We start from the raw sequence: 12,490 nt of genomic DNA, 5'->3' as shown, positions 1-12,490 counted from the left end.
CCTGTAAAAAATAAGATTGGTGTGCTGCTACTCCAGCCCGAGGCTGTTGCGCAGAATATTCAGGCGTTCACTATCCCCGTCACGGGCAGCCTGTTGAAGAGATTTGGTTGGTGCATGGATCAGGCGGTTAGTCAGTTTCCAGGCCAGATCTTGCATAATGGCTTGCGCATCACCGCCCTGTTGAAGAGCAGCCAACGCTTTGGCGGTCAGTTCATCACGCACTTGTTCTGACTGACTGCGATATTCGCGGATGGTGTCACTCGCGCTTTGGGCGCGGAGCCAGGCCATAAATTCGCTGGTTTCCTGCTCGACGATCGTTTCGGCTTCCACCGCCGCCGCTTTACGCTGCGCCAGATTATGCGAAATGATGCTTTGCAGGTCGTCAACGCTGTACAAGTAAGCGTTCGACAGTTTGCCGACCTCCGGCTCAACATCGCGCGGTACGGCGATATCGACCAGCAGCATCGGCTGATTGCGGCGGTTTTTCAGCGCGCGCTCCACCATCCCTTTACCGATAATCGGCAGCGGGCTGGCGGTAGAACTGATAATGATATCGGCGTCCTGTAAACGTGCGTCGATATCACTCAATGAGATCACCTCAGCGCCGACTTCGTCTGCCAGCACCTGCGCACGTTCACGCGTACGGTTGGCGATGATCATCTTCTTCACTTTGTGTTCGCGTAGATGACGCGCCACCAGTTCGATGGTCTCACCTGCGCCAACCAGCAGTACGGTTACCGTGGACAGCGATTCAAAGATTTGTCGCGCCAGCGTACAGGCCGCAAAAGCAACGGACACGGCACTGGCGCCGATGTCGGTTTCGGTGCGGACACGTTTGGCGACGGAGAACGATTTCTGGAACATGCGCTCCAGCGCACTGGCGTTCAGGTGGCCTTTTTGCGAATCCGCAAAGGCTTTTTTCACCTGGCCGAGAATTTGTGGCTCGCCGAGTACCAGCGAATCCAGGCCGCTGGCAACCCGCATCAGATGGCTGACGGCGTCGTTGTCCTGATGCCAGTAAAGGCTGCTGCGCAGTTCTTCTTCATTCAGATTATGGTATTCGCACAGCCAACGGATCAGCGCCTCTTGCAGGTTATCCTGCTCTTCGACGCTGAGATACAGCTCCGTGCGGTTACACGTCGACAGCACTACCCCGCCTTGCACCATTGGCTGCGCAAGCAGGCTGTCCAGCGCCTGATCGAGCGTATCCGGCGAAAACGTTACGCGTTCTCGCAGCGATACAGGTGCCGTTTTATGGTTAATACCAAGCGCTAAAAGGGTCATGTGTGCGGGAATAGTACCAGCGTTGATAAGGTTAGACTGCGGGCATCATACAGGATGCGTGCGGCCAATAAAAGAGACTGCCCCCTTTTGGAGTAATAGCTTAGTGCACAAATTTTAGTGATTTAAGATAACGTGAACGTAGACGAGGTTAGATGGCGGCGCTAGCATTAAGAACTATAACTGCAACGTATCTCAAGGATTTGTCATCATTATGACCCTGCCTGATTTTCGCCTGATCCGCCTGCTGCCGCTGGCAAGCCTGGTCCTCACCGCCTGTACACTCAATGCGCCGAAAGGTCCTGGCAAAAGCCCGGACTCCCCGCAGTGGCGTCAGCACCAGCAGGAAGTGCGTGCGCTGCACCAGTATCAGACGCGCGGCGCGTTTGCCTACATTTCCGAACAGCAGAAGGTCTATGCCCGCTTCTTCTGGCAGCAAACCGGTCAGGATAACTATCGTCTGCTGCTGACCAATCCGCTGGGCAGTACCGAACTGGAACTGAAAGCCCAACCAGGCAACGTCGAGCTTGTCGATAATAAAGGCAAGCATTATACCGCCGATGATGCCGAAGAAATGATTGGCAAACTGACCGGCATGCCGATTCCGCTCAATAGCCTGCGTCAGTGGATCCTCGGTCTGCCGGGCGATGCCACCGATTACAAACTTGACACGCAGTACCGTCTGAGCGAAGTCAACTACAGCCAGAACGGTAAGCGCTGGAAAGTGGTGTACAGCGCCTACGACAGCAAAACGCAGCCAGCGATGCCCGCTAACATGGAACTGTCCGACGGCGACAAGCGCATTAAGCTGAAAATGGATAACTGGATCGTGAAATGATGACCCATTGGCCCTCTCCGGCAAAACTGAATCTGTTTTTATACATCACCGGACAGCGTGCGGATGGTTATCACACGCTGCAGACGCTGTTTCAGTTTCTCGATTACGGCGATGATATCCGCATTGAGGTGCGCGATGACGGCGACATTCATCTACTCACCCCGGTTGCGGGTGTGGAGCATGAAGATAACCTGATCGTGCGCGCCGCGCGTTTGCTGATGAAAACTGCCGCAGAAAGTGGACGCTTGCCCGCCGGGCGCGGCGCGGCCATCAGCATTGATAAGCGCCTGCCAATGGGCGGGGGTCTGGGCGGAGGCTCCTCGAATGCCGCAACGGTTCTGGTGGCGCTGAACCACCTCTGGCAGTGCGGGTTGTCCGTCGATGAACTGGCAACCATCGGATTAACTCTGGGTGCCGACGTGCCGGTATTTGTACGCGGACACGCGGCCTTCGCCGAGGGGGTGGGAGAAATTCTCACGCCGGTCAATCCACCGGAAAAATGGTACCTGGTTGCTCATCCTGGCGTCAGTATTCCGACGCCGGTGATTTTTAAAGACCCGGAACTCCCGCGCAACACGCCAAAAAGGTCAATAGAAACGTTACTAAAATGTGAATTCGGCAATGATTGCGAGGTTATCGCAAGAAAACGTTTTCGCGAGGTTGATGCGGTGCTTTCTTGGCTGTTAGAATATGCGCCGTCGCGCCTGACTGGTACAGGGGCCTGTGTCTTTGCTGAATTTGATACAGAGTCTCGTGCTCGCCAGGTGCTTGAGCAAGCCCCGGAATGGCTCGAAGGCTTTGTGGCGAAAGGTGTCAACCTATCCCCATTGCACAGAGCGTTACTCTAAATCATTCGGGTTTCAGGAAGATGGCGAGATGACGAATCGCCAGGAGCATACAAAAGTATGTGACTGGTGTGAGGAATTGATGCCAGCGCACATGAAACGCGAGAGATAACGAGTAAGCCGGGCAAGCTGAGTTGCGGTGACAACGTCACCCCGTTCCAGACGTTGCATCGCGCTCTTTAATACACCGCCTGGAGAGGATACTGCCTGGCCCGCACAGTTTTCGGCAGATTCTTTCCACCAATGGACGCATGCCTGAGGTTCTTCTCGTGCCTGATATGAAGCTTTTTGCTGGTAACGCCACCCCGGAACTAGCACAACGTATTGCCAACCGCCTGTACACTTCACTCGGCGACGCCGCTGTAGGTCGCTTTAGCGACGGCGAAGTCAGCGTACAAATTAATGAAAATGTACGCGGTGGTGATATTTTCATCATCCAGTCCACTTGTGCCCCTACTAACGACAACCTGATGGAATTGGTCGTTATGGTCGATGCTCTGCGCCGTGCTTCCGCAGGCCGTATCACCGCCGTTATTCCTTACTTCGGCTATGCACGCCAGGATCGTCGCGTACGTTCCGCTCGTGTACCGATTACCGCAAAAGTCGTCGCTGACTTCCTGTCAAGCGTTGGCGTTGACCGCGTCCTCACCGTTGACCTGCATGCTGAACAGATCCAGGGCTTCTTTGACGTACCGGTTGATAACGTATTCGGTAGCCCAATTCTGTTAGAAGACATGCTGCAGCTGAACCTGGACAACCCGATTGTGGTTTCTCCGGACATCGGTGGCGTCGTGCGTGCCCGCGCTATCGCTAAGCTGCTGAACGATACCGATATGGCTATCATCGACAAACGTCGCCCGCGTGCGAACGTTTCTCAGGTGATGCACATTATTGGTGACGTTGCAGGTCGTGACTGCGTCCTGGTTGATGACATGATCGATACCGGCGGTACGCTGTGCAAAGCAGCAGAAGCGCTGAAAGAACGTGGTGCCAAACGCGTATTTGCTTACGCAACTCACCCGATCTTCTCAGGCAATGCGGCAAACAACCTGCGCAACTCGGTGATTGATGAAGTCGTGGTTTGTGACACCATTCCACTGACCGACGAAATCAAAGCACTGCCGAACGTGCGTACGTTGACCCTGTCGGGTATGCTGGCCGAAGCGATTCGTCGTATCAGCAACGAAGAATCCATCTCTGCTATGTTCGAGCATTAATCGAGCCCGGCTCAAAAACCCGCTGCGGCGGGTTTTTTTATCCGTTTTATTTATTTGTATGATTTATGCCAACTTCAACTATCATTTTCTAGATAGATGATGCGCTCATGGATGAAACATTATTGTGAACAGACTATTTTCCTCACATGTGATGCCTTTCCGCGCCCTCATCGACGCTTGTTGGAAAGAAAAATATACCGCCTCGCGCTTTACCCGTGATCTGATCGCCGGGATAACCGTGGGCATTATTGCTATCCCGCTGGCAATGGCGTTGGCAATTGGCAGCGGCGTTGCGCCACAATACGGCCTGTATACCTCAGCCGTTGCCGGGATTGTTATCGCCCTTACCGGTGGTTCACGTTTTAGCGTCTCCGGTCCTACCGCCGCCTTCGTGGTGATTTTGTATCCGGTGTCGCAGCAGTTCGGGCTGGCAGGTCTGCTGGTGGCTACGCTGATGTCCGGGATCTTCCTGATCCTTTTCGGCCTCGCCCGATTTGGCCGATTGATCGAATATATCCCGGTCTCCGTTACCTTAGGCTTTACCTCAGGTATCGGTATCACCATCGGTACCATGCAGATTAAAGATTTTCTCGGTCTGCAGATGGCACACGTCCCGGAACACTACCTGCAAAAAGTGGGTGCGTTGTTCATGGCCCTGCCGACCATTAACCTTGGTGATGCCGCCATTGGCGTGGTCACGCTGGGGATCCTGATTTTCTGGCCGCGTCTGGGGATCCGCCTGCCTGGTCATCTTCCGGCGCTTCTGGCCGGTTGTGCGGTAATGGGCATCGTTAACCTGACAGGTGGCCATGTCGCGACCATCGGTTCTCAGTTCCACTACATTCTGGCGGATGGTTCGCAGGGCAACGGTATCCCGCAACTGCTACCACAGCTGGTGTTGCCGTGGGATATGCCGGGGTCAGACTTTACGCTAAGCTGGAGTTCATTACGGGCGCTGTTACCAGCAGCCTTCTCGATGGCGATGCTCGGCGCGATTGAATCCCTGCTGTGCGCTGTGGTGCTCGACGGGATGACCGGCACCAAGCACAAAGCCAACAGCGAGCTGGTGGGTCAAGGGCTGGGGAATATCGTCGCGCCATTCTTTGGCGGCATCACCGCCACCGCCGCAATTGCCCGCTCTGCGGCTAACGTTCGCGCCGGGGCCACCTCGCCCATTTCTGCGGTGATCCACGCGATTCTGGTGATCCTCGCCCTGCTGGTGTTAGCTCCGTGGCTTTCCTGGCTGCCACTTTCCGCCATGGCGGCCCTGCTGCTGATGGTGGCGTGGAACATGAGTGAAGCCCATAAAGTGGTGGATCTGCTGCGTCACGCACCGAAAGACGACATCATCGTGATGCTGATGTGTATGTCGCTGACCGTACTGTTCGATATGGTAATCGCCATCAGCGTCGGTATCGTCCTTGCCTCGCTGCTGTTTATGCGCCGCATTGCGCGCATGACGCGCCTGGCACCGGTTAACGTAGACGTACCGGACGATGTGCTGGTGCTGCGCGTGATTGGCCCGCTGTTCTTTGCCGCAGCGGAGGGATTGTTTACCGATCTCGAAACGCGTATTACAGGCAAGCGCATCGTGGTACTGAAGTGGGATGCCGTCCCGGTACTGGATGCCGGTGGTCTGGACGCCTTCCAGCGTTTTGTTAAACGACTGCCGGAAGGCTGTGAATTACGTATCAGTAATCTGGAGTTCCAACCGCTACGCACCATGGCGCGTGCGGGTATCCAACCCATCCCCGGCCGTCTGGCGTTCTTCCCGAACCGTGACGCCGCACTGGCTGATATTTAACGTTTAGTGATGGCCGGCAGGCTTTGCTTGTCGGTCACTCTTCACTTCTGCAATCCCCGCTGAGTTGCTATTATCATTTCCCCTACTCCTGATAATACCCACAACAATGAACCCTAATGCTACGTATACCTTTCGCGAAATTACCGAGTCGGATATTCCCGCCGTTCAGTCATTTATTATCCGTCATTTAAATCTCTATTTTCAGGCTAACAGGCCCACTCCACGTCCTGACGAAGACATATTAGATTTACGTTCACACTACCTGCACCACCCCCGAAATCTACTGCTCGGCGCGTGGGATGCACACCAGCAACTTATCGCTACGCTGGCAGTGTGTCAGTACGATGACAGAATCATGGCATTGCGCGGGCGCTATGATTTAGCCAACACCGCAGAAATTTGCCGCTGTTACGTGGAACAGGAACACCGCCGTCGAGGTATAGGCCGCCAACTTATGACGCTGGCAGAAGCATATTGTCAGCGTCAGCAATATAAAACGCTCTACTTGCATACCCATCATTTTTTACCCGGCGGCTATCAGTTTTGGTGCAACAATCACTTTAACGTGTTCCTTGATGAAGGTGGCGAGCAACAAATTGTCCATATGGAAAAACACATTGAAAAATGTGATGTGGCGCAGATTATTTAATAAGCGTGTATTTCTCGCTATTCATTTTATTCTTTTTCAACGCCACATCGTTAATTGATCAACATCAAATAATTCTCATTTAATTTACCAAATATTTATTATCTTCGGCACATCACAATGAAGCATTAAAGATTAACCACATGATTTAAAAGGAATTAAAAATGACAATTAAATACTACCTACTTATTACAGCGGTTGACGCAATATTAGCATACCGATACAGTCCGCTCCGACAGTATTTCAAAGCGCAGTCATGCTTTTGAAACGGAATATGGTGCGGATGATTTCTCTCTTATGCCATAGCTGCCCCCGCAACTGTAAGCGGATGCTGAATATCTCTGTGTAGTGATGATTCACTACAGGTCACTGTAAAATATTTTTATGGGAAGGCCGATATTCTGATTACCGTAAGCCAGGAGACCTACTGTCATGGTTTTATACATTGAGTGGACGGGATGGTCCATGGGGTGATTTATTTGACGAATGAACAAAATTGATTCCTGATCAAACTGGCAACAATATGTTTTATTTTCATATTATTTTGCCTGAATGTCATGATGAAATGTCATCTATCGTCATGCGCCTGTCCCGCGAAATAAATAATGACCAGACGCTGAAGCGCTGGCATCAACGGGACAATGATAATGTATTCTGTTTTTACCTCTGCTTATTGCAAATATTCACTTCTGGCGCTGACCGGCGCGGCACTCTTCCTGACCAGTAATATGGCGACGGCAGCAAAGACGCAATATCCGCTGACTATCAAAAACTGTGGTCGAGATATTACCTTTAATAAAGCCCCGCAGCGCGTGATCACAGTGGGTCAGAACAGCACTGAAATCCTCTATTCTTTGGGTCTGGCCGATCGCGTTGTAGGCACATCGCTGTGGTTTGGCCCGGTTCCTGAACAGTACAAAGCGGCGAATGACAAGATTGCAGTCATCGCGCAAAACATACCCAGCTTTGAAGGCATTATCGCCAAAAAACCAGACCTGGTTGCCAGCCAGTTTGAATGGCAGATTGGCCCCGCGGGGACGGTTGCCTCTTATGAACAATTCAGTGAACTCAACGTTCCGGTTTATACCGCCCCTGCCGATTGTGCAAAAGACAATGAAGACGGCGGCGATGGTGTGCGTAAAGGCATGTTTGATATCGCCATGGTCTACCAGGAAGTTGCCGATCTGGCCAAAATCTTCGATGTGCAGGACAAGGGCGATGAGCTGATAGCCAGCCTCAAAGCCCGCGAGGCCGCAGCCAAAACGAAGATCACCGGCATGGAGAATAACGTTTCTGCCGTCTTCTGGTTCTCCAGCGCCGATCTGCAGCTTGATCCGTATGTTGCCGGTAAATTTGGCCCCGCCGCGTGGATCGCACAAACCCTCGGGGTAAAAAATGTCATTGATTCTGCGGAAGAGTGGCCGACTGTCGGCTGGGAAACCATTGCCAAAGCCAGTCCATCGGTGATTGTTCTCGGCGAGATGGGCCGTCGCCGTTTCCCGGCGGATGACTGGAAAGTCAAAATGGAATACCTCAAGTCTGACCCGGTTACCCGTCTTATCCCGGCGGTGAAAGACAACCACCTGCCGGTGATTGATGTCCAGACCATGAATGCGGGCATCAGAACCCTTGACGGGCTGGAAAAACTCGCCGATGCGCTGGTGCAATACGGTCTGGCACACCCGCAGGCCACTCATTAATCCTCGTCGCGCGTGATGTCATGCACGGGCATCACGCGCTTTCGCACTCAGGAAAGCCATCAACAATGAGCGAATTACGCAGGACGCGTCGGGCGATGAGTCAGTTTACCCAGCGAACGCTGCTGCACAGCCTGTGGGTCAGCGTGGTGATGTGCGGGGTGCTGCTGGCGGGGATCTCCATCGGTGAGACGTTTATCCCGTGGCAGCATGTCACCCACACGCTGGCAAACCACCTGTTTGGCAGCCAATATCCGGTAGACGCGCTGGATGCTGGGATCATCTGGAACTACCGCCTGACCCGTGCGCTGGTCTCTGCATGCTGCGGTGCCTGTCTGGCCGTTTCCGGCGTGGTGCTGCAATCACTACTGCGTAATGCGCTGGCCGAACCTTATCTGCTGGGGATCTCGGCCGGGGCATCGACGGGAGCGGTGCTGATCGCGCTGACCGGGCTGGGTGCGGGGATTATCAGCATGTCGCTCGGGGCGTTTATCGGCGCGCTGACGGCATTTCTGTTTGTCGCACTGCTGGCCGTGGCCGCAAGGGGTAAAAACGGGTCCGCCACCACGCAAATTATTCTCGCCGGGATCGCCAGCTCGCAGCTGTTCAATGCCATTACCTCGCTCATCATTACCCGTTCGGCCAATGCCGAACAGGCACGCGGCATTATGTTCTGGCTGCTCGGCAATCTGAGCGGCGTACGCTGGCCCGATGTGGTACTGGCCATCCCGACCGCGCTGGTCGGCATCATCGTCTGCTTTTGCTACGCCCGCCATCTGGACGCATTTTCATTTGGCGCAGAGTCAGCGGCCTCGCTGGGCATCCCGGTTAAACGCACTCGCGCCGTACTGATTACCGCGGTGACGGGGATGACCGCCATTATGGTGTCGATTGTCGGGGCCATTGGCTTTGTTGGACTGGTTATCCCTCACGCTGCGCGTTTACTGGTGGGTAATCAGCACCACCGCTTGCTGCCCGTCAGCGCCTTGATTGGTGCTATTTTTCTTATTGTCGCGGACGTCATTTCACGCACCTTACTACCAGGGCAAGTACTGCCTATTGGGGTGATCACTGCGCTGGTTGGCGCGCCCGCATTTTCGATTATTTTGATCCGAGGGAACCCGAGCAAATGACGGTTAACCCACGTTTTACCACGCCGCTACGCGCGGTAAATACCGCCAACGATGTGGTCTGCGCTCAACATCTGCACTGGGAGGTGAAAGGCAAGGCCATCGTCAATGATGTCTCTTTTCAGGTCGCACCCGGTGAGTTTGTGGGCATTATCGGCCCCAACGGTTCGGGGAAAACGTCGCTCATTTCCCTGCTGGCCGGTTTACTCAAGCCCTCCAGCGGCAGCGTTTCGCTTAACCGCAAAGATATTCGCCGCTACTCACGCCGCCATCTGGCGCAAAAGGTCGCCCTGGTTGAACAGCAGGCGGAAACCAGCGAGCGTCTGACCGCCATCCAGACCGTGTCCCTTGGCCGCACGCCGTGGTTAAGTCTGCTGTCGCCGTGGTCACGGACCGACGACGATATCGTGCAGACGATGCTGGAGAAAGTCTCCCTGCAAAACGTCCAGCATCGCTGCTGGCATACCTTCTCCGGCGGCGAACGCCAGCGCCTGCATATTGCCCGGGCGCTGGCACAACAGCCGCAGGTATTGCTGATGGATGAGCCAACCAATCATCTCGACATCCAGCATCAAATTGGCCTGCTTAACCTGGTTAAACGCGAAAAACTGACCGTGATTGCCGCCCTGCACGATCTGAATCATGCCGCGATGTTTTGCGATCGCATCATGGTGATGACAGCGGGACGACTGGTCATGCAAGGCTGCCCTGCAGCTGTCTTCACCCGAGAAAATCTTAACAACTGGTTTGGCATCGATGCGATTGTCGAACGAGCTGCTGATGAGGCGAGCTGCTTTATTCGCTACCAACGGCCAGCGTAAATATCACAAGGAACCGCAATGAAATGTATTAAACAACGTTTACTCATCCTGTGCCTGTGCGCGTTCACCTCGACGGCGTTCGCACAAACGTATGAAGTGCTGATGAAAAACCGCGGTACCGGCGGACCGATGGTCTACGAGCCGGATTTTCTGGCGATCCTGCCGGGCGATAGCGTGAAGTTTGTTCGCAAGCACAAAAGCCACAATGCGGCCTCAATTGCCGAGCTGTCTCCTGCCGGGTACCCCGGTTTCATCGGCAAAATCGATGAGGAGATTGAAATCAAATACGACACAGCAGGCTTCTACGGCATCAAATGCTCACCGCACTATGCGCAGGGGATGATTATGCTGATCAAAGTCGGCGACGCCGTTTTACCCGACAGCTACCGCGCGTTTAAAGCCCCCGGCCTTGCCGATAAACGCTTTCAGGACATTTATACCCGTATTGAGAAACCCTGACAGCGCAATGAAAAGAGGAGACGGCGGTGAATAAAAAAACGGACAGTGAGGCAATCCACACCCAGCGACGCGATTGCCTGTGTAAGTTGACAAAATTTGTCGGCGCTGCGGGTGTGACCGCAGCCGTCTGGCCACTCATTTCGGCGCTAGGGCCGGACGATAAAACCGTGGCAGAAAATGAGCCGGTGGATGTTTCCCTTGCGGGAGTAGCGGCTGGTCAGACGGTGAAACGAATCTGGCAGGGGAAACTGATCCTGATTCGCCACCGTACGCCAGACGAGGTCACGGCGGCGCAGCAGGCCGACACCCGACTGTTGCTCGACCCGCAGGCAGACAGCGAGCGGGTCACAGCGGCGCATCCGCAGTGGCTGATCGTTCAGGGTTACTGCCCGCATGCCGGATGCGTGCCTAACGCAAACCCCAGCGGTCAGGGCTGGATTTGTCCGTGTCACGGCTCAGAGTTTGACACCTCCGGGCGCGTGACGCGGGGTCCGGCCACGGCAAATTTGGCGATCCCCGACTATGCCCTGGCCGCCGATGGTCTGAGTGTACGCCTTGGCACAAAAGAGGCCTGACATGAACGCAACGTCCCCGACAGCACCCCAGCGTCATGTGCAATTTCGCCTTCCGTTCCCCCGCTCCATTACCGGCGTGTGGATCTTTGCCGTCGGCATCATCTTGCTGGTCATGCTGGGCGTGCAAATTCTCTCCGGCATCGTGCTGGCAATGTTTTATGTGCCCACGGCAGATTCCGCGTTTGATTCCATTGTGCATATTATGCATGCGGTCAGGCAAGGGGAGCTGGTGCGTAATCTGCACGCCATTGGCGCCTCGCTTTTTTTCTTCGCCTGCTACCTGCATATCTTTCGCGCAATGTATTACAACGTATACCGCAAACCGTATCTGAAGATGTGGGCCATCAGCGTAACGCTGTATGTGCTCCTGATGATCACCGCATTTCTCGGCTATAGCCTGATTTGGGGGCAAAAAAGCTATTGGGCCGCCACGGTTATCACCAGTTTCGCCCGCGCAATACCGTTCGTTGGCGATACGCTGTACACCTTTTTGGTCGGCGGGTATGCGCCCGGCACGCCGATGTTAGGCCGTTTTTATGTGCTGCACTTTATTATCCCCTTCGCCATTGTTGCGATGACGATATGGCATGTGCGTACCGTCCAGTCAGCGTTCGCCCACGCGATGAAAAAAACGTTCACCGCCCGCGAGTCGCAACGTCTGCTGTTTGATTTTCGCGTCACCGAACGCGATGCCCTCAAGCTGACACTGTTTTTAATGCTGTTTGCGTGGTTCTTATTTTTTGCGCCGCACTACCTCAGCAGTGCCGATAACTTTATCCCCGCCGACCCGACGGTCACGCCCGCCGTTGTCGCGCCCGAGTGGTATTTTCTGCCCTTCTTCTCCATTTTGCGCTGTTTTCCCAATGAGCTGGCGGGCATTGCCGCCATGTGCGCATCGGTGCTGATCTTCTATTTGTTACCCTGGCTGGATACCTCCCGCGCACGGTTTCGCCATTACAGCAAATGGATCAAACTCGGTTTCTGGATCTGGGTCGGCAATGTGTTCTTTTTAGGCTGGCTGGGTTCAAAAGCACTGGTCGGCCCCGACCTGCTGGACGGATTGAGTAACGATGACGGCTGGATCCGTGCCGCGTCTCAGCTTTCAACGCTTATCTATTTCGCATGGTTTCTGCTTGTGATGCCGTGTCGACGCTTACTGGAAAAACAGGACTGACAT

General features: G+C 54.3%; 12 protein-coding genes and 1 riboswitch. Of the genes, 11 read left to right on the top strand and 1 reads right to left on the bottom strand.

Annotated elements, in window-relative coordinates; genetic code table 11:
* Window positions 1-27: 27 nt before the first annotated feature.
* Complete coding sequence (gene hemA, locus AC3ITF_RS09370; RefSeq protein ID WP_096756765.1) at window positions 28-1,284, bottom strand: glutamyl-tRNA reductase; 1,257 nt, start codon at window positions 1,282-1,284, stop codon at window positions 28-30.
* A 211-nt stretch (window positions 1,285-1,495) separates the two neighbouring features.
* Here hemA and lolB point away from each other — a divergent pair, with 211 nt between their 5' ends.
* From lolB to AC3ITF_RS09315, 11 genes are all read left to right on the top strand, one after another.
* A complete protein-coding gene (lolB, locus tag AC3ITF_RS09365; RefSeq protein ID WP_489176362.1) occupies window positions 1,496-2,119 on the top strand; it encodes a lipoprotein insertase outer membrane protein LolB in 624 nt (207 codons plus the stop codon).
* A complete protein-coding gene (gene ispE, locus AC3ITF_RS09360; RefSeq protein WP_135911905.1) occupies window positions 2,116-2,967 on the top strand; it encodes a 4-(cytidine 5'-diphospho)-2-C-methyl-D-erythritol kinase in 852 nt (283 codons plus the stop codon). The genes lolB and ispE overlap by 4 nt, the downstream gene beginning before the upstream one ends.
* 266 nt (window positions 2,968-3,233) lie before the next feature.
* Window positions 3,234-4,181, top strand: coding sequence for a ribose-phosphate diphosphokinase (prs, locus tag AC3ITF_RS09355; protein ID WP_001518537.1), 948 nt, complete (start codon window positions 3,234-3,236; stop codon window positions 4,179-4,181).
* A 124-nt stretch (window positions 4,182-4,305) separates the two neighbouring features.
* On the top strand, window positions 4,306-5,985 hold the full coding sequence (gene dauA, locus AC3ITF_RS09350; protein WP_146716910.1) for a C4-dicarboxylic acid transporter DauA: 1,680 nt from the start codon (window positions 4,306-4,308) through the stop codon (window positions 5,983-5,985).
* Between the two features lie 106 nt (window positions 5,986-6,091).
* Window positions 6,092-6,634: a GNAT family N-acetyltransferase gene (locus tag AC3ITF_RS09345; RefSeq protein ID WP_135911904.1), complete on the top strand. Its 543-nt coding sequence runs from the start codon at window positions 6,092-6,094 to the stop codon at window positions 6,632-6,634.
* Between the two features lie 216 nt (window positions 6,635-6,850).
* Window positions 6,851-7,077, top strand: a riboswitch (cobalamin riboswitch).
* Window positions 7,078-7,278: 201 nt separating this feature from the next.
* Complete coding sequence (locus AC3ITF_RS09340) at window positions 7,279-8,331, top strand: ABC transporter substrate-binding protein (RefSeq protein ID WP_489176361.1); 1,053 nt, start codon at window positions 7,279-7,281, stop codon at window positions 8,329-8,331.
* A gap of 65 nt (window positions 8,332-8,396) precedes the next feature.
* Entirely contained in the window at window positions 8,397-9,461 is a 1,065-nt protein-coding gene (locus AC3ITF_RS09335; protein ID WP_153880452.1) for a FecCD family ABC transporter permease, read from the top strand.
* A complete protein-coding gene (locus AC3ITF_RS09330; protein ID WP_489176360.1) occupies window positions 9,458-10,279 on the top strand; it encodes an ABC transporter ATP-binding protein in 822 nt (273 codons plus the stop codon). The genes AC3ITF_RS09335 and AC3ITF_RS09330 overlap by 4 nt, the downstream gene beginning before the upstream one ends.
* An 18-nt stretch (window positions 10,280-10,297) precedes the next feature.
* Window positions 10,298-10,738: a pseudoazurin gene (locus AC3ITF_RS09325; protein WP_137361827.1), complete on the top strand. Its 441-nt coding sequence runs from the start codon at window positions 10,298-10,300 to the stop codon at window positions 10,736-10,738.
* 26 nt (window positions 10,739-10,764) lie between these two features.
* Window positions 10,765-11,313, top strand: coding sequence for a ubiquinol-cytochrome c reductase iron-sulfur subunit (gene petA / locus AC3ITF_RS09320; protein ID WP_096756756.1), 549 nt, complete (start codon window positions 10,765-10,767; stop codon window positions 11,311-11,313).
* Window position 11,314: 1 nt separating this feature from the next.
* Window positions 11,315-12,487, top strand: coding sequence for a cytochrome b (locus AC3ITF_RS09315; RefSeq protein ID WP_489176359.1), 1,173 nt, complete (start codon window positions 11,315-11,317; stop codon window positions 12,485-12,487).
* The last annotated feature ends 3 nt before the right edge of the window (window positions 12,488-12,490 follow it).

The sequence above is a fragment of the Citrobacter sp. KH_055_1 genome, from assembly GCF_057838705.1.
The sequence above is the reverse complement of the archived record's forward strand: the minus strand, read 5'-3'. Positions and strand labels throughout refer to the sequence as shown.